The organism is Streptomyces apricus, from assembly GCF_008369065.1.
Taxonomy (GTDB): Bacteria; Actinomycetota; Actinomycetes; order Streptomycetales; family Streptomycetaceae; genus Streptomyces; species Streptomyces apricus.
In genome coordinates, this window is sequence record NZ_VDFC01000046.1 from 550,951 (window position 1) to 570,819 (window position 19,869).

Sequence of the window (19,869 nt, forward strand, 5' to 3'; positions counted from 1 at the left end):
TCCCCGCGCCCCTAAAAGCACCGCGGCGAGCCCTGAAGCCCGCCTCAGCCCACACCCACCCAGGGGCGCGGGGAACTGCGCGACCAGCCACCGGCGGGCCGCAGACGAAATATGCGGCTCAGCCCCCCCCCTCAGGGGCGCGGGGAACTGCGCGACCGGCCACGGACCAGCCGCAGACGAAGCAGTTCTTCGCGCCTCCGGCGCCCCGGCGCCCCCGTGGCGGCTAGTGCGCCGCCGACTCCCAGTCCCGGCCCGCGCCCMCCGACACGTCCAGCGGGGCCCGCAGCTGCACCGCGCCCGCCATCTCGCGGCGGACCAGTTCCTCCACCCGCTCCCGCTCGCCCGGGGCGATTTCCAGGACGATTTCGTCGTGGACCTGGAGGAGCATCCGGGACCTGAGCTCCGCCTCCCGCAGCGCCTTGTCCACCTTCAGCATCGCGATCTTGACGATGTCGGCCGCGGTGCCCTGGATCGGTGCGTTCAGAGCCATCCGCTCGGCCGCTTCCCGTCGCTGGCGGTTGTCGCTGTTGAGGTCGGGGAGATAACGGCGGCGGCCGAAGAGCGTCGCCGTGTAGCCCGTCGCCCGCGCCTCGTCGACCGCCCGGCGCAGATAGTCCCGGACCCCGCCGAAGCGTTCGAAGTACGTGTCCATCAGGACACGCGCCTCCCCCGCGTCGATGTTGAGCTGCTGGGACAGGCCGAAGGCCGACAGCCCGTACGCGAGCCCGTACGACATCGCCTTGATCTTGCGGCGCATCTCCGCGTCGACGGCGTCGCGCTCCACGGAGAACACCTGGGAGGCGACGGTGGTGTGCAGGTCCTCGCCGGAGGTGAAGGCCGCGAGCAGCCCCTCGTCCTCCGACAGGTGGGCCATCACGCGCAGCTCGATCTGGCTGTAGTCGGCGGTCATGAGGGACTCGAACCCCTCGCCGACCACGAAGCCGCGCCGGATCGCGCGGCCCTCCTCCGTGCGGACGGGGATGTTCTGCAGGTTCGGGTCCTGCGAGGAGAGGCGGCCCGTGGCGGCCACCGTCTGGTGGAACGTGGTGTGGATGCGGCCGTCCGCGGCGATGGTCTTGATCAGGCCCTCGACGGTGACCCGCAGCTTCGCCTGCTCGCGGTGGCGCAGCATGACGACCGGCAGTTCGTTGTCGGTCTGGGCGGCGAGCCAGGCCAACGCGTCGGCGTCCGTGGTGTAGCCGGTCTTCGTCCGCTTCGTCTTCGGCAGGCCCAGCTCGCCGAAGAGGACCTCCTGGAGCTGCTTGGGCGAGCCGAGGTTGAACTCGTGCCCGGCCGCCGCGTGCGCCTCCTTCACGGCCTGCTGGACGGCGCCGGCGAACATCTGCTCCATGGCCTCCAGATGCGCCCGGTCCGCGGCGATGCCGTGCCGCTCCAGGCGGGCGAGCAGCTCGGAGGTGGGCAGCTCCATGTCCTGGAGCAGGTCGGCCGCGCCGACCTCCCGCAGCCGCTCCTCGAAGGCCTCGCCCAGGTCGAGGATGGCGCGGGCCTGCACCATGAGCGCATCGGCCTCGGCGCCCTCGTCGGCGCCGAAGGCGAGCTGTCCGTCGGCGGTCGCGGCCGGCGCCAGCTCCCGGCCGAGGTACTCCAGGGACAGCGCGTCCAGGTCGAAGGAGCGCCGGCCGGGCTTGACGAGGTAGGCGGCGAGGGCGGTGTCCATGGCAATGCCCTCGACGCGCCAGCCGTGCTCGGCGAAGACCCGCATGACCGCCTTGGCGTTGTGCAGCACCTTGGGGCTCTCGGGGTCGGAGATCCAGCGCGCGAACGCGTTCTCGTCGGCCTCGTCGAGCGTCGAGGGGTCGAACCAGGCGGCGGCCCCGTCGGCCGCGGCGAGCGCGATCTCGGCGACCGATCCGGTGCCCAGCGCCCAGGTGTCGACGGTGGCGACGCCGAGGGCCGCCGTGCCGTGCTCGGCGAGCCAGGGGGCCAGCTCGCCCGCCCCGACGACCGTGCCGTCCACGGCCACGCCCGCGGCGGCCGGCGCCGCGTCCTCGGTCTCCTCCCCGCCGGGGTCGACGGCCAGCAGCCGCTCGCGCAGCGAGGGGTTGCGGATCTCCAGGGTGTCCAGGACCATCGCGACGGCCGTGCGGTCGTACGGGGCGCGCTCCAGGTCGGGGACGGTCTTCGGCAGCTCGACGTCGCGCACCATCTCGGTGAGGCGGCGGTTGAGCTTGACCGCCTCCAGGTGGTCGCGGAAGTTCTGCCCGGCCTTGCCCTTGACCTCCTCGGCGCGCTCGACCAGCTCGGCGAACGAGCCGAACTGGTTGATCCACTTCGCGGCGGTCTTCTCGCCGACGCCGGGGATGCCCGGCAGGTTGTCGGACGGGTCGCCGCGCAGGGCCGCGAAGTCGGGGTACTGGGCGGGGGTGAGGCCGTACTTCTCGAAGACCTTCTCCGGGGTGAACCGGGTCAGCTCGGAGACGCCCTTGGTCGGGTAGAGCACGGTGGTGTGCTCGCTGACCAGCTGGAAGGAGTCGCGGTCGCCGGTCACGATCAGCACGTCGAAGCCCTCGGCCTCGGCCTGGGTGGCGAGCGTGGCGATGATGTCGTCCGCCTCGAAGCCGTCGACGGCGAACCGATCGGCGTGCATCGCGTCCAGCAGCTCGCCGATCAGCTCGACCTGGCCCTTGAACTCGTCCGGGGTCTTCGACCTGTTCGCCTTGTACTCCGTGAACTCCTCGGAGCGCCACGTCTTGCGGGAGACGTCGAACGCCACCGCGAAGTGCGTGGGCGCCTCGTCGCGCAGCGTGTTGGCGAGCATCGACGCGAAGCCGTAGATCGCGTTCGTCGGCTGGCCCGTCGCCGTCGTGAAGTTCTCCGCGGGCAGCGCGAAGAACGCCCGGTAGGCCAGCGAGTGCCCGTCCATGAGCATCAGCCGCGGGCGGGCCCGGCCGGAGGTCTTCTCGGTCTTCTTCGATCCTGTCTCTGCCACACCCCGATCCTGCCACGCCCCACTGACAGTCGGCTCCGCCCCGCCGTCCGCGACCGGTCTTCGTACCGGGCACGATAGATGCCCGTACCACGTGGGAGGATCGCGGACGTACCTCATACATGTGCTCGAAGAGGAGGCCGAGATGGCCGGCAAGCCGCCCCAGAGTGACCCGGTCCAGGACGCACCGCAGGTCTCCGAGCCGCAGCACGCCGCAGCCGGGCTGCCCGCCATCGGCCACACCCTGCGCATGGCCCAGCGGCAGATGGGTGTGAAGCGCACGGCGCTGACGCTGCTGCGGCTCAACCAGAAGGACGGCTTCGACTGCCCGGGCTGCGCATGGCCCGAGCCGGAGCACCGGCACACGGCGGAGTTCTGCGAGAACGGCGCGAAGGCGGTCGCGGAGGAGGCCACCCTGCGCCGCGTGACCCCCGACTTCTTCGCCGCGCACCCGGTCGCCGACCTCGCCACCCGCAGCGGCTACTGGCTGGGCCAGCAGGGCCGCCTCACGCACCCGATGTACCTGGCGGAGGGCGCCGACCGCTACGAGGCGGTGTCCTGGGAGCGGGCCTTCGACATCGTCGCCGAGGAGCTGAAAGCCCTGGCGAGCCCCGACGAGGCGCTGTTCTACACCTCGGGCCGCACCAGCAACGAGGCGGCGTTCCTCTACCAGCTGTTCGCCCGGGAGTTCGGCACGAACAACCTGCCCGACTGCTCCAACATGTGCCACGAGTCGTCCGGTTCGGCGCTGAACGAGACGATCGGGATCGGCAAGGGCAGCGTCCTGCTGGAGGACCTCTACAAGGCGGACCTGATCGTCGTCGCCGGGCAGAACCCGGGCACCAACCACCCGCGCATGCTCTCCGCCCTGGAGAAGGCGAAGGCCGGCGGCGCGCGGATCATCACGGTGAACCCGCTGCCCGAGGCGGGCATGGAGCGCTTCAAGAACCCGCAGACCGCGCAGGGCATGCTCAAGGGCGCCGCCCTCACCGACCTGTTCCTGCAGATCCGCATCGGCGGCGACCAGGCCCTCTTCCGCCTCCTGAACAAGCTGATCCTGGAGACCGAGGGCGCCGTCGACACGGCCTTCGTCGACGAGCACACCCACGGCTACGAGGAGTTCGCCGAGGCCGCCCGCGCCGCCGACTGGGACGAGACGCTCACCGCGACGGGCCTCACGCGCGCGCAGATCGACGAGGCGCTCGCCATGGTCCTCGCCTCGGAGCGCACCATCGTGTGCTGGGCGATGGGCCTGACCCAGCACAAGCACTCCGTGCCGACGATCCGCGAGGTCGTCAACTTCCTGCTGCTGCGCGGCAACATCGGCCGCCCCGGCGCGGGCGTGTGCCCGGTGCGCGGCCACTCGAACGTGCAGGGCGACCGCACCATGGGCATCTTCGAACGCCCCGCGCCCGCCTTCCTGGACGCCCTGGAGAAGGAGTTCGGCTTCGCCCCGCCGCGCGGGCACGGCTACGACGTCGTACGGGCGATCCGCGCGATGCGCGACGACAAGGCCAAGGTCTTCTTCGCGATGGGCGGCAACTTCGTGTCGGCCTCGCCCGACACCGAGGTCACCGAGGCGGCCATGCGGCGCGCCCGCCTCACCGTGCACGTGTCGACGAAGCTCAACCGCTCGCACGCCGTCACCGGGGCGCGCGCCCTGATCCTGCCGACCCTGGGCCGTACCGAGCGCGACCTCCAGGGCGGCGGCGAGCAGTTCGTGACCGTCGAGGACTCCATGGGCATGGTGCACGCCTCGCGCGGGCGCCTGGAGCCCGCGAGCGAGCACCTGCTGTCCGAGCCGGCCATCGTGTGCCGCCTGGCGCGCCGGGTGCTCGGCGAAGGCTCCCGCACGCCCTGGGAGGAGTTCGAGAAGGACTACGCGACCGTCCGTGACCGCATCGCGCGCGTGGTGCCGGGCTTCGACGACTTCAACGCCAAGGTGGCCGACCCGGCCGGCTTCGCGCTGCCGCACGCCCCGCGCGACGAGCGCCGCTTCCCGACGGCGACCGGCAAGGCCAACTTCACCGCCGCGCCCGTGGAGTACCCCAAGCTCCCGGAGGGCCGCCTGCTCCTGCAGACCCTGCGCTCGCACGACCAGTACAACACCACGATCTACGGCCTGGACGACCGCTACCGGGGGATCAGGAACGGGCGCCGGGTGGTGCTGGTCAACCCCGAGGACGCCCGTGAGCTGGGCCTGGCCGACGGCTCGTACACCGACCTGGTGAGCGAGTGGAAGGACGGGGTGGAGCGGCGCGCCGCCGGTTTCCGCGTGGTGCACTACCCGACGGCCCGGGGCTGCGCGGCCGCGTACTACCCGGAGACGAACGTCCTGGTGCCGCTGGACGCCACCGCCGACACCAGCAACACGCCCGCGAGCAAGTCCGTCGTCGTGCGTCTGGAACAATCGGTGACCAACTGAGCGTTCGCTTAGGCGCACCCGCCGGGCGCGCCGGACGCCGGCCCCGCACGCACGACCGACGACGTAAGGAAACGGATCCATGGGCGAGCAGCACGACGTGAAGTTCCCGCAGGAGGTCATCGACGAGTACGCGGCGCTCGGCGTCGACCTGGTCGCCATGTTCTCCGCCGGCCACCTCGGCACGCGCATGGGCGTCCGGATCGTCGAGGCCTCCGCCGACCGCGTCGTGGGCACCATGCCGGTGGAGGGCAACACCCAGCCGTACGGGCTGCTGCACGGCGGCGCCTCCGCCGTGCTCGCGGAGACCCTGGGCTCGGTCGGCGCCATGCTGCACGGCGGCAGCTCCAAGATCGCCGTCGGCGTCGACCTCAACTGCACCCACCACCGGGGCGCCCGCTCCGGCCTGGTGACCGGGGTGGCCACCCCGCTGCACCGGGGGCGCTCGACCGCCACGTACGAGATCGTGATCAGCGACGAGGACGGCAGGCGCGTGTGCAGCGCGCGCCTCACGTGCCTGCTGCGCGACGTGAACCCGAGCGACGCGGAGCGGGTCGGCGCCACCGCCTGAACCGCCGCCGTCCGCCGGGCAGCAGTCCGCCGGACAGCCGCCCGCAGCCGTCGTCCGCCCGGCGTTGATCCCGGTCGTCCGGCGGCCTAGCTTCGAAGGATGGGAACGGGTGGAACCTCCTGGCGGGGAGCGGCACCGGGGCCGGTGCTCGTGACCGGCGTACTGGTCGGCCTCCTCGCCGCGTGCGGCGGGTCCGGGGCGCCGGGCGGGACGACAGGGGCCTCGTGGCCGGATTCCGGCCCCCCGGCGTCCTCCCCGGCGGCCGCCGCGACCCCGCCGGAGGACCTGTGCGCGCGCCTCGTCGCGCACTGGGCGCGCAGGGCCCTGGACGACGGCACCTACGGGGACTACCAGTCCATGGGCCTGTCGAACGGGCAGTACGAGATCCTGACGGACGTCGTGGACGCGGCCCGCACCGAGCGCGAACGCAAAGGCGCCGGAGCCGCGGAACGGCTGATCGACCGCACCGCGCGCGCACGCTGCGAGGAGCGGTACCGCGACGGCAACCCGAGTGAAGGGCCGTGGAGTTGAGCGGAGTCGGTCCGGTCGAGCCGGGCGAGGGCACGCGCGCGTGGGACGCCGCTGAGCCGCTTCCGGGAGCAGGCCGGCGGCCGTCGTACGGACATCTCGTGGAGTTCTGCGCCCGGCACCGCCGCGCCGTCCTCGCGTCCGCCGCCGCCGCGGTGCTCTGCGCGGGCGGCGGCTACCTCTTCGCGACCCGTCCGCACGCGGAGCCGCCGAACCCCGTGCCGTACCCGTCCCAGGTGCTCGACGTCCGCTACCTGGGCGAGGAGGGGCCGCGCACGGGCACGCCTGAGGGAAGCTTCACCTTCGCGGTGCGGGTCACCGCCGGGTCCGGCCCCACGGTCACCGTCCTGCGGATCTCCCAGCCCTATTCCGGCCTCTCCCTCACCTCCGTGCCCAAGCCTCCCTTCCGCACGAAGAAGGGTTTCGGCCACAAGATCGTCGTCACCATGAATGTCACGGAATGCGCGAATACACCGCGGAACGCCGGACTTCCTTTCCTGGACGTAACTCTGCGTAATACGCGCGCAATAGAAGACCACAGCTACATCCTGGGTGAGCGCTATGCCCACGACTTCGCAGAAGCACTGCAAGTAGCCTGCGGCAACGAGCTCTCGTCACTAGCAAAACAGGAGAACGCTGCTGGAATCACCGCCGCACGATCTGCGGGTTCTCACTATGTGGACCGGACGAATCGGCCGTAATTCCGCGCATCCACCCACTGAGTACCGCTCTGCATTACCTCGTGTCATAACAAGAGCGTCACAGCCTTCCCCAGACTCTCCTCCACGTTCCCTCCACGCGCTTAGAGTCACGGCCAGTCACCGCGCCGGCGGATTCGAAGAATTTTCGGCCCAGCGCTCGACTCGGCCCGTTCCACGAGGAACGGCCGTGCCAGGGAAAGGACTGCTGATCGTGCGTCAACGTTCGCTCATCGCCATCACCGCCGCGCTGGCGGCGGGAGCACTCACCCTCACCGCCTGTGGCTCACGCGACGACGACGGCGGCTCGGACTCCGGCAGCGAGGGCACCACTGTCGTCATCGGCGTCGACGCCCCGCTGACCGGCGACCTCTCCGCGCTGGGCCTCGGCATCAAGAACTCCGTGGACCTCGCCGCCAAGACGGCCAACAAGGAGAAGACCGTCGAAGGCATCACCTTCAAGGTCGAAGCCCTCGACGACCAGGCACAGCCCTCCTCGGGCCAGCAGAACGCCACCAAGTTCGTCGCCGACAAGGACGTCCTCGGCGTCGTCGGCCCGCTGAACTCCTCCGTCGCCGAGTCCATGCAGAAGGTCTTCGACGACGCGAAGCTCACCGAGGTCTCCCCCGCCAACACCAACCCGGCCCTCACCCAGGGCACGAAGTGGAACGGCGGCGAGAAGGCGCGCCCCTACAAGTCGTACTTCCGCACCGCGACCACGGACGCCATCCAGGGCCCGTTCGCCGCGCAGTACGTCTTCAACGACGCCAAGAAGAAGAAGGTCTATGTCATCGACGACAAGAAGACCTACGGCGCCGGCCTGGCCGCCACCTTCACCGACGAGTTCAAGAAGCTCGGCGGCAAGGTCGTGGGCACCCAGCACATCGACCCCGACACCAAGGACTTCTCGGCCGTCGCCACCCAGGTGAAGAGCTCCGGCGCCGACGTCGTCTACTACGGCGGCGAGTACCCGCAGGCCGGCCCGCTCAGCAAGCAGATCAAGGCCGCCGGCGCCAAGATCCCGCTCGTCGGCGGTGACGGCATCTACAGCGCCGACTTCATCAAGCTCTCCGGCGCCAGCGGCACCGGCGACCTCGCCACCTCGGTCGGCGCGCCCGTCGAGGACCTGCCCTCCGCCAAGGAGTTCGTCGCCAACTACAAGTCGGCGGGCTACAAGGAGGCCTACGAGGCGTACGGCGGCTACTCCTACGACTCGGGCTGGGCGATCATCGAGGCCGTGAAGAAGGTCGTCGAGGACAACGACGGCAAGCTCCCGGACGACGCCCGCGCCAAGGTCACCGAGGCCATGCAGAACGTCTCCTTCGACGGTGTGACCGGCAAGGTCTCCTTCGACGAGTTCGGTGACGCCACCAACAAGCAGCTCACCGTCTACTCCGTCGAGGGTGGTGACTGGAAGGCCGTCAAGTCCGGCACCTACACCGGCTGACCCACACCCGCACCACCACTTGAGCCGCGCGGGGCGCTGCAGGACGAGCGCCCCGCGCGGACCCACATCCGGTCACATCCCTCGACTATCCGAACGTCTCGGAGGACATGCGGTGAACGAACTGCCGCAGCAGCTGGTCAACGGCCTGCTACTGGGATCCATGTACGGGCTGGTCGCCATCGGCTACACGATGGTCTATGGCATCGTCCAGCTCATCAACTTCGCCCACGGCGAGATCTTCATGACCGGGGCCTTCGGCGCTCTCACGGTCTACGTGTACGTCCTGCCCGACGGCACCACCATGATGATCGCCCTGCCCCTCATGCTGGTGGGTGCCGTCCTCGTCTCGACCACCGTCGCCATCGGCGCGGAACGATTCGCCTACCGGCCCCTGCGCACCGCCCCGCGCCTCGCGCCGCTCATCACGGCCATCGGCCTCTCGCTCGCCCTGCAGCAGGCGGTGTGGGCCTGGTACCCCAACGCCAAGTCGGCGCGGACCTTCCCCCAGATCGAGGGCGGCCCCTTCGAGATCGGCAACGTCACCATCCAGACCGGTGACGTCTTCCTCTTCATCGCGGCCCCCATCAGCATGGGCATCCTGGCCTACTTCGTCATGAAGACCCGCACCGGCCGCGGCATGCAGGCCACCGCCCAGGACCCGGACACCGCCAAGCTCATGGGCATCAACACCGACCGCATCATCGTGGTCGCGTTCGCCCTCGGCGCCGCGTTCGCCGCCGTCGGAGGCCTCGCCTACGGCCTCAAGTACGGCCAGATCGACTTCCGCATGGGCTTCATCCTCGGCCTCAAGGCCTTCACCGCGGCCGTCCTCGGCGGCATCGGCAACATCTACGGCGCCATGATCGGCGGCCTCGTCCTCGGCCTCGCCGAGACCATGGCCACCGCCTACATCGCCGACGTCCCCGGCATGGAACAGCTCGGCGGCCAGTCCTGGGCCAACGTCTGGGCCTTCGTACTCCTCATCCTCGTGCTCCTCTTCAGGCCCCAGGGCCTGCTCGGCGAGCGCGTCGCGGACAGGGCGTGAGACCTATGACCACACAGACCGACACCGCCCTGACGCCCGCCGGGGAGCCCACCGGCTCCACCACCGGACTCGTCGGCATCCCGCCCCACATCGGACGCGGCCTCGCCACCGGCGGCGGCATCCTCACGATCGCCTCCACCTTCCTCGCCTGGACCTGGACGGACGCCTTCCCCGGCGACCTCACCTTCTACGGCTACCCCGGCGGCCTGCAGATCCTCGTCCTCATCGGCGGCCTGCTCACCACGCTCTTCGGCCTCTCCTCCTACGGGGTCAAGGGCCTGCGCTGGCTCACCCCCGCCGGCGCCGACAGCGCCATCAAGCTCTCCGCGCTCGCCGCGTTCGCCACCGCCTGGTACACGGTCGTCGCGATCGCCGCCGAACTCGGCGGCCTCGCCAACCTGGAACCCGGCGGCTGGGTCGCGGCCGTCGCCACCCTCGCCGCCCTGCTCGGCGCGCTCTCCCTGCCGTTCCAGCGACCGGCACCCGAGCCGCACGACCCGGACGACACCGGCTGGGAGCAGTTCCGCCACAAGGCACGGCACACCGGCAGCGTCATCAAGGCCGCCTTCGCCTCCGGCACCACCAAGGCTCCGGCCCGCAAGCTCCCCGCGTACGCCGAGATCCTGATCATCATCGCCGCGCTCAGCCTCGGCCTGATCGTCTTCACCTACGGCATCGGCACCGAGTACGACGAACAGTTCATCGGCTTCCTCATCACCGCGGGCTTCGGCTTCGCCGCCGCCGCCAAGGCCGGACTCGTCAACCGCGTCTCCGCCCTCACCGCCAAACACCGCAACATCACCATGATCGGCGCGTTCGTCGCCGCCGCAGCGTTCCCCTTCACCCAGTCCGACGACCAGTACGCGACCATCGGCGTCTACATCCTGATCTTCGCCACCGTCGCCCTCGGCCTCAACATCGTCGTCGGCCTCGCCGGCCTCCTCGACCTCGGATACGTCGCCTTCCTCGGCGTCGGCGCCTACACCGCGGCCATGGTCTCCGGCTCCCCCTCCTCACCCTTCGACATCCACCTGCCGTTCTGGGGCGCCGCCCTCCTCGGCGCGGCCGTCGCCATGGTCTTCGGCGTCATCATCGGCGCCCCGACCCTGCGCCTGCGCGGCGACTACCTCGCCATCGTCACCCTCGGCTTCGGTGAGATCTTCCGCATCACCGTCCTCAACATGGACGGCACCAGCGGCCCCGACATCACCAACGGCTCCAACGGCATCTCCTCGATCCCGAACCTCAACATCCTCGGCTTCGACTTCGGCCAGGAACACACCATCGCCGGCTTCACCATCGCGCGCTTCGCCAACTACTTCCTGCTGATGCTCCTCATCACGCTGATCGTCGTAGTGGTCTTCCGCCGCAGCGGTGACTCCCGCATCGGCCGCGCCTGGGTCGCCATCCGCGAGGACGAGACGGCCGCACTCGCCATGGGCATCAACGGCTTCCGCGTCAAGCTCATCGCCTTCGCCCTCGGCGCCGCCCTCGCCGGCCTCGCCGGATCCGTCCAGGCACACGTCACCTACACCGTGACCCCCGAGCAGTACCAGTTCGCCCACGTCGTCCCGCCCAACTCGGCCTTCCTGCTCGCAGCGGTCGTCCTCGGCGGCATGGGCACCATCAGCGGCCCCCTCGTCGGCGCCGCACTGCTCTACCTCATCCCCGCCAAGCTCCAGTTCCTCGGCGACTACCAGCTCCTCGCCTTCGGCCTCGCGCTCGTCCTGCTGATGCGCTTCCGACCGGAAGGCCTCATCCCGAACCGGCGCCGCCAGCTCGAATTCCACGAAGAAGCCGAAGCGCCCACAGTCCTCAGCAAGGCAGGGGCCTGACCACGATGACAACCGACACCACCACCAAGAGCGCCGCCCCCGGCGCCACCCCCGGTGAAGCCGTCCTCGACGCACGCGGCGTCACCATGCGCTTCGGCGGCCTCACCGCCGTGCGCAACGTCGACCTCACCGTCAACAGCGGCGAGATCGTCGGCCTCATCGGCCCCAACGGCGCCGGCAAGACCACCTTCTTCAACTGCCTCACCGGCCTCTACATCCCCACCGAGGGAGAGGTCCGGTACAAGGGCACGGTCCTGCCGTCCCAGTCCTTCAAGGTCACCGCGGCCGGCGTCGCCCGCACCTTCCAGAACATCCGTCTCTTCAGCAACATGACGGTCCTGGAGAACGTGCTCGTCGGCCGCCACACCCGCACCAAAGAAGGACTCTGGTCCGCGCTCCTGCGCGGCCCCGGCTTCAAGAAGGCCGAGAAGGAATCCGAAGAGCGCGCCATGGAACTCCTGGAGTTCATCGGTCTCGCCGCCAAGCGCGACCACCTCGCCAGGAACCTCCCCTACGGCGAACAGCGCAAGCTGGAAATCGCCCGCGCCCTCGCCAGCGAACCCGGACTCCTCCTCCTCGACGAGCCCACCGCCGGCATGAACCCCCAGGAGACCCGCGCCACCGAAGAGCTCGTCTTCGCCATCCGTGACATGGGCATCGCCGTCCTCGTCATCGAGCACGACATGCGCTTCATCTTCAACCTCTGCGACCGCGTCGCCGTCCTCGTCCAGGGCGAGAAGCTCGTCGAGGGCGACAGCGCCACCGTCCAGGGCGACGAACGAGTCGTGGCCGCCTACCTCGGCGAACCCTACGAAGACGCACCCGGCCAGGCCGAGGTCACGGAGGTCGAAGCGGCCGAAGCACAGGCCGACGCCGCGCCCCGCAAGGAGACCGACCGATGACCGCACTGCTCGAAGTCGAGGACCTCCGGGTCGCCTACGGCAAGATCGAAGCCGTCAAGGGCATCTCCTTCAAGGTCGACGCCGGCCAGGTCGTGACCCTCATCGGCACCAACGGCGCCGGCAAGACCACCACCCTGCGCACCCTCTCCGGCCTCCTCAAGCCCGTCGGCGGCCAGATCAAGTTCCAGGGCAAGTCCCTCAAGAAGACCCCCGCCCACCAGATCGTCTCCCTCGGACTCGCGCACTCCCCCGAGGGGCGGCACATCTTCCCCCGCATGACGATCGAGGACAACCTCCGCCTCGGCGCCTTCCTGCGCAACGACAAGGCAGGCATCGAGAAGGACATCCAGCGCGCGTACGACCTCTTCCCCATCCTCGGAGAACGCCGCAAGCAGGCCGCCGGCACCCTCTCCGGCGGCGAGCAGCAGATGCTCGCCATGGGGCGCGCCCTGATGTCCCAGCCGAAACTGCTCATGCTCGACGAACCCTCCATGGGCCTCTCGCCGATCATGATGCAGAAGATCATGGCGACCATCGCGGAGCTCAAGTCCCAGGGCACCACCATCCTGCTCGTCGAGCAGAACGCCCAGGCGGCGCTCTCCCTCGCCGACCAGGGACACGTCATGGAAGTCGGATCCATCGTGCTCTCCGGCACCGGCCGCGACCTCCTGACCGACGAATCGGTACGCAAGGCGTACCTCGGCGAGGACTAGTCCCCGCTGCACGGCTGAGGCCCGCACCCCGATCGCTCGGGGTGCGGGCCTCAGCCGTACGAAGCCTGCAGATCAGCCGTTCTTGGCGGCCTTCTTCTCGTCCGCGTCCTGGATGACCGCCTCCGCCACCTGCTGCATCGACATCCGGCGGTCCATCGACGTCTTCTGGATCCACCGGAACGCCGCCGGCTCCGTCAGCCCGTACTCCGTCTGCAGCACCGACTTCGCCCGGTCCACCAGCTTGCGCGTCTCCAGCCGCTGGGTGAGATCCTCGATCTCCTTCTCCAGCGCCTTCAGCTCCGTGAACCGCGAGACGGCCATCTCGATCGCCGGGACGACGTCGCTCTTGCTGAACGGCTTCACCAGGTACGCCATCGCACCGGCGTCCCTCGCCCGCTCGACGAGGTCGCGCTGCGAGAACGCGGTCAGCATCAGCACGGGCGCGATGGACTCCTCCGCGATCTTCTCGGCCGCGGAGATGCCGTCCAGCTTCGGCATCTTCACATCGAGGATCACCAGGTCCGGCCGGTGCTCGCGCGCCAGCTCGACGGCCTCCTCGCCGTCCCCGGCCTCCCCCACGACCAGGTACCCCTCCTCCTCCAGCATCTCCTTGAGGTCGAGGCGGATCAGCGCCTCGTCCTCGGCGATGACGACGCGGGTCGTCAGCGGAGGCACGTGCGACTTGTCGTCGTCGGGCGCGTCTACGGGCTGGGGCGACTCGGGGGTGGTCACGGTTGCTCCTTGTTCCAGGGCAGGCAAGTACTGCTCCCTGAGCAGCCTACCTAGGGGCGTCGGCCTGCGGTGACCCGGTACACTTCCGTCAGTGCCTGGCCGGGTTGGTGGAAGGGTATACACGGAGGTCTCAAACACCTCTGCCTGAGAGGGCTTGCGGGTTCGAATCCCGCACCCGGTACGCATTTTTTAAGCGGATGTTCACGTACTCGTGAACATCCGCTTTTCGCTGCGTGTCGCCGTTGTCGATCACGCAGAGTGTTCGCAGGACCGGGTGCCTCCATGTGGAGGTCTACCCGTGGGCGTCCGTCGCCCTCATGGACGCCCATGCCGGGGGCAAGTGCTGACGTCTACTTCGGGGTGTCGTCCTCTCCGATGTAGTGGACGCGGACCAGGTTCGTGGAGCCCGAGACGCCAGGTGGGGAGCCCGCCGTGATCACCACGATGTCGCCCTTCTCGCAGCGGCCGTGCTTCAGCAGGAGCTCGTCGACCTGGTCGACCATCGCGTCCGTGGAGTCGACGTGCGGGCCCAGCAGCGTCTCCACGCCCCAGGTCAGGTTGAGCTGGGCGCGGGTCGCCTCGTCCGGGGTGAAGGCCAGGAGCGGGATGGGCGAGCGGTAGCGGGAGAGGCGGCGGACGGTGTCGCCGGACTGCGTGAAGGCGACCAGGAACTTCGCGCCGAGGAAGTCGCCCATCTCGGCGGCGGCGCGGGCGACGGCGCCGCCCTGGGTGCGGGGCTTGTTCCGGTCGGTGAGGGGCGGCAGGCCCTTGGCCAGGATGTCCTCTTCCGCGGCCTCGACGATGCGGGCCATGGTGCGGACCGTCTCGACGGGGTACTTGCCGACGCTGGTCTCGCCGGAGAGCATCACGGCGTCCGTGCCGTCGATGACGGCGTTGGCGACGTCGGAGGCCTCGGCGCGGGTGGGCCGTGAGTTGTCGATCATCGAGTCGAGCATCTGGGTGGCGACGATGACCGGCTTGGCGTTGCGCTTGGCGAGCTTGACGGCCCGCTTCTGGACGATGGGGACCTGTTCGAGGGGCATCTCGACGCCGAGGTCGCCGCGGGCGACCATGATGCCGTCGAAGGCGGCGACGATGTCGTCGATGTTGTCGACGGCCTGGGGCTTCTCGACCTTGGCGATGACGGGGAGGCGGCGGCCCTCCTCGTCCATGATGCGGTGGACGTCCTCGATGTCGCGTCCGCTGCGGACGAAGGAGAGGGCGATGACGTCGAAGCCGGTGCTCAGGGCCCAGCGGAGGTCGGCCTCGTCCTTGTCGGAGAGGGCGGGGACGGAGACGGCGACACCGGGGAGGTTGAGGCCCTTGTGGTCGGAGACCATGCCGCCCTCGACGACGGTGGTGTGGACGCGGGGTCCGTCGACGGAGGTGACTTCGAGGCAGACCTTGCCGTCGTCGACGAGGATGCGTTCGCCGGCGGTGACGTCGGCGGCGAGCCCGGAGTAGGTGGTGCCGCAGGTCTGGCGGTCGCCCTGGGCGTCCGGTTCGACGGTGATGGTGAAGGTGTCGCCGCGTTCAAGGAGTACGGGGCCTTCGGTGAAGCGGCCGAGCCGGATCTTCGGACCTTGAAGGTCGGCGAGGACGCCGACGCTGCGGCCGGCCTCGTCGGCGGCCTTGCGCACGTGCTGGTAGCGCTCCTCGTGTTCGGCGTAACCGCCGTGGCTGAGGTTGAAGCGGGCCACGTCCATTCCGGCGTCGACCAGTGCCTTGATCTGGTCGTAGGAGTCGGTGGCGGGTCCCAGGGTGCAGACGATTTTGGCTCGGCGCATGCATACGAGCGTATGCCTTACCAGTGGGTAGGGAATTGGCGCTGCATGACTACTCAACGAGCGGTGGGTGAAGGGGAATTGACAAGGGTTTAACTGTGCAAGGGGGCGCTCCGGTGAGCGGGGCGAAAGCATGTAGCAGGCCGGTCAGAGCGCGGGGGGTGCCATGGTGAAGCGGGCGTTGACCTGTGCGTACACGTGCTGTCGTTCGGGTTCGAGGTCGAGGACCGGGGGTTCGTCGGGGCCGGCGGCGTCGAAGCCCTGGGTGCGCAGGGAGCGGGAGTACGGCTCCATGCCGTAGGGCTGGGCGTTCTCGGCTCCGGCGTCGGCGAGTTCGACGAGGGCGGTGAGGGTGGTGCCGAGGGCTTCGGCGTATTCGCGGGCGCGCCGGACGGCTTCGTGCACCGCTTGCCGGCGGGCTTCGCGGTGGGCGGGCGAGTCGGGGCGCAGGGCCCACCAGGGGCCGTCGACGCGGGTGAGGTCGAGGTCGGCGAGGCGGGTGGTGAGTTCGCCGAGGGCGGTGAAGTCGGTGAGTTCGACGGTGGTGCGGACGGTGCCCAGGTAGGCGCGGACGCGTTCGCCGCGGCCGTGCTTGGTGAGTTCGGGGCTGAGGGAGAAGGTGCCGGTCTCGGTCTTCTCGACGGCGTCCGCGTACGTTCTGACGAGGTCGAGGGCGGTGGTGTTGCGGCGGGYGAGGTCGGTGAGGGTGTCGCGCCGGTCGGTGCCGCGGGCCTGGACGGTGATGCCGATGCGGGCGATGTCGGGGTCGGCTTCGAGGCTCTTGCACCGGGGGCGCGCGGGGTCAGCGGGGCCGGGGTGCCGGTGTCCGGTGGTCATCAGATCGAAACCTGCGGGGGGTGTCGCCGTGTGGCGTGATCGGGTCAGAATCTACGCGCGTCCGTCGACATCCACCGACTGACATTCATCGACATCTACGCGCGTTGTCGACCGTTCCTCCGAGGAGAAGCACGCCATGCCGTTGAACCGCCGGAAGTTCCTGAAGAAGTCCGCCGTGACCGGGGCGGGGGTCGCCCTGGCGGGTGCGGCCGCGGCGCCGGGCGCGCAGGCGGCGACGGGGCACGGGAAGCCGGGGCACGGCAGGCCGGGGCCGAAGCGCTACTCGCTGACGGTGATGGGGACGACGGACCTGCACGGTCACGTCTTCAACTGGGACTACTTCAAGGACGCGGAGTACAAGGACGCGGCGGGCAACGCGCAGGGTCTCGCGCGGATCTCGACGCTGGTGAACGCGGTGCGCAAGGAGAAGGGCCGGGAGAACACGCTGCTCCTCGACGCGGGTGACACGATCCAGGGCACTCCGCTGACGTACTACTACGCGAAGGTGGACCCGATCACCGCCAAGGGCGGTCCGGTGCACCCGATGGCGCAGGCGATGAACGCGATCGGCTACGACGCGGTGGCGCTGGGCAACCACGAGTTCAACTACGGCATCGAGACGCTGCGCAAGTTCGAGGACCAGTGCGACTTCCCGCTGCTGGGGGCGAACGCGCTGGACGCGAAGACGCTGAAGCCGGCCTTCCCTCCGTACTTCATCAAGAAGTTCCATGTGAAGGGCGCCCCGCCGGTGAAGGTGGCGGTGCTGGGGCTGACGAACCCGGGGATCGCGATCTGGGACAAGGCGCACGTGCAGGGCAAGCTGGTGTTCCCGGGGCTTGAGGAGCAGGCGGCGAAGTGGGTGCCGAAGCTGCGGTCGATGGGCGCGGACGTGGTGGTCGTGTCGGCGCACTCGGGTTCGTCGGGGACGTCGTCGTACGGTGACCAGCTGCCGTACGTGGAGAACTCGGCGGCGCTGGTGGCGCAGCAGGTGCCGGGGATCGACGCGATCCTGGTGGGTCACGCGCACGTGGAGATCCCCGAGCTGAAGGTGACGAACGAGAAGACGGGGCGGACGGTGGTCCTGTCGGAGCCGCTGGCGTACGCGGAGCGGCTGTCGCTGTTCGACGTCGGGCTGGTCTTCGAGAAGGGCCGGTGGTCGGTCGAGTCGGTGGCGGCGTCGGTGCGCAACTCGAACGCGGTGGCGGACGACCCGAGGATCACGAGGCTGCTGAAGGACGAGCACGACGTGGTGGTGGCGTACGTCAACCAGGTGGTGGGGACGGCGACGCAGACGCTGACGACGGTGGAGGCGCGCTACAAGGACGCGCCGATCATCGACCTGATCAACAAGGTGCAGGAGGACGTGGTCCGGGCGGCGCTGGCGGGTACGGAGTACGCGTCGCTGCCGGTGCTGTCGCAGGCGTCGCCGTTCTCGCGCACGTCGGAGATCCCGGCGGGGGACGTGACGATCCGGGATCTGTCGAGTCTGTACGTGTACGACAACACGCTGGTCGCGAAGTTGCTGACGGGTGCGCAGGTGCGGGCGTACCTGGAGTTCTCGGCGGAGTACTTCGTGCGGACGGCGGCCGGTACGGCGGTCGACGTGGAGAAGCTGACGAACGCGGGCAACCGGCCGGACTACAACTACGACTACGTGTCGGGGGTGTCGTACGACATCGACATCGCGCAGCCGGCCGGGTCGCGGATCAAGAACCTCTCGTACGACGGTGTGGCGCTGGACGACGCGCAGCAGTTCGTGTTCGCGGTGAACAACTACCGGGCGAACGGCGGGGGCGCGTTCCCGCACGTCGCGTCGGCGAAGGAGCTGTGGGCGGAGTCGACGGAGATCCGTACGCGGATCGCGGAGTGGGTGACGGCGAAGGGCGTGCTGGACCCGGCGGAGTTCGCGTCGGTGGACTGGAAGCTGACGCGTGAGGGCACGCCCGTCTTCTAGTACGGGTGTGTGCGGGGTGTTCTTCCACCGGTGGCCGGCTGATGTTCAGTCGGCCACCAGTGGTGTGAGGGTCCTGGGTCGTCTGGCGGAGGGGATGTGGGGCTGGTGAAGGCGGTGCGGCTCGGCAGGGGGTAGGGCTCGTCGCCGGTCAGGGAGTTGAGGATGGTGGCGCTGCGCCAGGCGGTGAGGCCGAGGTCGGGGGTGCCGACGCCGTGGGTGTGGGTCTCGGCGTTCTGGACGTGGACGGCGCCGGTGACGGTGGGGTCGAGGACGAGGCGGTGCTGTGCGTCGATGCGGGGGCGTTCGGAGGCGTCGCGGCGCATGTAGGGGTCGAGGCCGGCGAGGAGGCGGTCGAGGGGGCGTTCGCGGTAGCCGGTGGCGAGGACGACGGCGTCGGTGGTGAGGCGGGACCTGCTGCCCTGCTGGAGGTGTTCCAGGTGGAGCTCGATCCTGGTGGTGGCGATGCGGCCGGCGGTGCGGACGAGGACGCCGGGGGTCAGGACGGTGTCGGGCCAGCCGCCGTCGAGGGTGCGGCGGTAGAGCTCGTCGTGGATGGCGGTGATGGTGTCGCCGTCGATGCCCTTGTGGAGTTGCCACTGGGCGGGGACGAGCCGGTCGCGTACCGGTTCGGGCAGGGCATGGAAGTAGTGGGTGTAGTCGGGCGTGAAGTGTTCGAGGCCGAGCTTGGAGTACTCCATGGGCGCGAAGGCCTCGGTGCGGGCGAGCCAGTGGAGCTTCTCCCGGCCCGCGGGGCGGTTCCTGAGCAGGTCGAGGTAGATCTCGGCGCCGGACTGTCCTGATCCGATGACGGTGACGTGTTCGGCGCTCAGGAGCCGTTCGCGGTGCTGGAGGTAGTCGGCGGCGTGCAGGACGGGCACGCCGGGTGCCTCGACGAGGGGTCTGAGGGGTTCGGGGACGTGGGGGGCGGTGCCGATGCCGAGGGCGATGTTCCTGGTGTAGGTGCGGCCGAGGGCTTCGGCTTCGCCGTCGGCGTCGAGCTGGGTGAAGTCGACCTCGAACAGGTCGCGTTCGTGGTTCCAGCGGACGGCGTCGACCTGGTGGCCGAAGTGGASGCCGGGGAGGCTGTCGCTGACCCAGCGGCAGTAGGCGGCGTATTCGGCGCGGTGGATGTGGAAGCGCTCGGCGAAGTAGAAGGGGAAGAGGCGTTCGCGGGTCTTGAGGTAGTTGAGGAAGGTCCAGGGGCTGGCCGGGTCGGCGAGGGTGACGAGGTCGGCGAGGAAGGGGACCTGGAGGGTGGCGCCCTCGATGAGGAGGCCGGGGTGCCAGTCGAAGGTGGGGCGCTGTTCGTAGAAGACGGTGTCGAGGGCGGTGAGGGGGTGCGCGAGGGCGGCGAGGGAGAGGTTGCTGGGGCCGATGCCGATGCCGACGAGGTCGCGGGGTGTCTCGGGGTGGGCCGATGCCGATGCCGACGAGGTCGCGGGGTGTCTCGGGGT

The 19,869-nt window shown here is 69.7% G+C and carries 15 protein-coding genes and 1 tRNA gene; 11 read left to right on the forward strand and 5 right to left on the reverse strand.

What is annotated here, in order from left to right; genetic code table 11:
• Window positions 1-223: 223 nt before the first annotated feature.
• On the reverse strand, window positions 224-2,950 hold the full coding sequence (gene polA, locus FGF04_RS22560) for a DNA polymerase I (protein WP_149513108.1): 2,727 nt from the start codon (window positions 2,948-2,950) through the stop codon (window positions 224-226).
• A 142-nt stretch (window positions 2,951-3,092) separates the two neighbouring features.
• Between polA and FGF04_RS22565 the strand changes: the two genes are divergently transcribed.
• From FGF04_RS22565 to FGF04_RS22605, 9 genes are all read left to right on the forward strand, one after another.
• A complete protein-coding gene (locus FGF04_RS22565) occupies window positions 3,093-5,372 on the forward strand; it encodes an FdhF/YdeP family oxidoreductase (RefSeq protein ID WP_149513780.1) in 2,280 nt (759 codons plus the stop codon).
• Between the two features lie 79 nt (window positions 5,373-5,451).
• Window positions 5,452-5,940 carry a PaaI family thioesterase gene (locus tag FGF04_RS22570; protein ID WP_149513109.1) on the forward strand — a complete coding sequence of 163 codons (489 nt, stop codon included), beginning with the start codon at window positions 5,452-5,454 and terminating at the stop codon, window positions 5,938-5,940.
• Between the two features lie 99 nt (window positions 5,941-6,039).
• Window positions 6,040-6,471, forward strand: a complete 432-nt coding sequence (locus tag FGF04_RS22575) for a hypothetical protein (RefSeq protein WP_149513110.1) — start codon at window positions 6,040-6,042, stop codon at window positions 6,469-6,471.
• A gap of 98 nt (window positions 6,472-6,569) precedes the next feature.
• Window positions 6,570-7,169 carry a Tat pathway signal sequence domain protein gene (locus FGF04_RS22580; RefSeq protein ID WP_235882440.1) on the forward strand — a complete coding sequence of 200 codons (600 nt, stop codon included), beginning with the start codon at window positions 6,570-6,572 and terminating at the stop codon, window positions 7,167-7,169.
• 211 nt (window positions 7,170-7,380) lie between these two features.
• Window positions 7,381-8,613 (forward strand): branched-chain amino acid ABC transporter substrate-binding protein, encoded by a 1,233-nt coding sequence (locus tag FGF04_RS22585; protein ID WP_188114237.1) that lies wholly within the window; start codon window positions 7,381-7,383, stop codon window positions 8,611-8,613.
• A gap of 112 nt (window positions 8,614-8,725) precedes the next feature.
• Window positions 8,726-9,658 (forward strand): branched-chain amino acid ABC transporter permease, encoded by a 933-nt coding sequence (locus FGF04_RS22590; protein WP_149513112.1) that lies wholly within the window; start codon window positions 8,726-8,728, stop codon window positions 9,656-9,658.
• A gap of 5 nt (window positions 9,659-9,663) precedes the next feature.
• On the forward strand, window positions 9,664-11,493 hold the full coding sequence (locus tag FGF04_RS22595; RefSeq protein WP_149513113.1) for a branched-chain amino acid ABC transporter permease: 1,830 nt from the start codon (window positions 9,664-9,666) through the stop codon (window positions 11,491-11,493).
• A 5-nt stretch (window positions 11,494-11,498) separates the two neighbouring features.
• Window positions 11,499-12,395 (forward strand): ABC transporter ATP-binding protein, encoded by an 897-nt coding sequence (locus FGF04_RS22600; RefSeq protein ID WP_149513114.1) that lies wholly within the window; start codon window positions 11,499-11,501, stop codon window positions 12,393-12,395.
• On the forward strand, window positions 12,392-13,108 hold the full coding sequence (locus FGF04_RS22605; protein ID WP_149513115.1) for an ABC transporter ATP-binding protein: 717 nt from the start codon (window positions 12,392-12,394) through the stop codon (window positions 13,106-13,108). Before FGF04_RS22600 ends, FGF04_RS22605 begins: the two co-directional genes overlap by 4 nt.
• 72 nt (window positions 13,109-13,180) lie before the next feature.
• Here the strand turns inward: FGF04_RS22605 and FGF04_RS22610 are convergent, their stop codons facing one another.
• Window positions 13,181-13,840: an ANTAR domain-containing response regulator gene (locus FGF04_RS22610; protein WP_149513116.1), complete on the reverse strand. Its 660-nt coding sequence runs from the start codon at window positions 13,838-13,840 to the stop codon at window positions 13,181-13,183.
• 98 nt (window positions 13,841-13,938) lie between these two features.
• Between FGF04_RS22610 and FGF04_RS22615 the strand changes: the two genes are divergently transcribed.
• A tRNA-Leu gene (locus FGF04_RS22615) sits at window positions 13,939-14,021 on the forward strand.
• Window positions 14,022-14,190: 169 nt separating this feature from the next.
• Here FGF04_RS22615 and pyk read toward each other — a convergent pair.
• On the reverse strand, window positions 14,191-15,627 hold the full coding sequence (gene pyk / locus FGF04_RS22620; protein ID WP_149513117.1) for a pyruvate kinase: 1,437 nt from the start codon (window positions 15,625-15,627) through the stop codon (window positions 14,191-14,193).
• 144 nt (window positions 15,628-15,771) lie between these two features.
• Entirely contained in the window at window positions 15,772-16,461 is a 690-nt protein-coding gene (locus FGF04_RS22625; RefSeq protein ID WP_149513118.1) for an SIMPL domain-containing protein, read from the reverse strand.
• A 136-nt stretch (window positions 16,462-16,597) separates the two neighbouring features.
• On the opposite strand from FGF04_RS22625, the gene FGF04_RS22630 reads away from it, so the two are divergent.
• Entirely contained in the window at window positions 16,598-18,415 is a 1,818-nt protein-coding gene (locus FGF04_RS22630) for a bifunctional metallophosphatase/5'-nucleotidase (RefSeq protein WP_149513119.1), read from the forward strand.
• Here FGF04_RS22630 and FGF04_RS22635 read toward each other — a convergent pair.
• Window positions 18,412-19,797: a lysine N(6)-hydroxylase/L-ornithine N(5)-oxygenase family protein gene (locus FGF04_RS22635; protein ID WP_235882506.1), complete on the reverse strand. Its 1,386-nt coding sequence runs from the start codon at window positions 19,795-19,797 to the stop codon at window positions 18,412-18,414. The two genes, FGF04_RS22630 and FGF04_RS22635, sit on opposite strands and share 4 nt — an antisense overlap.
• Window positions 19,798-19,869: the final 72 nt, after the last annotated feature.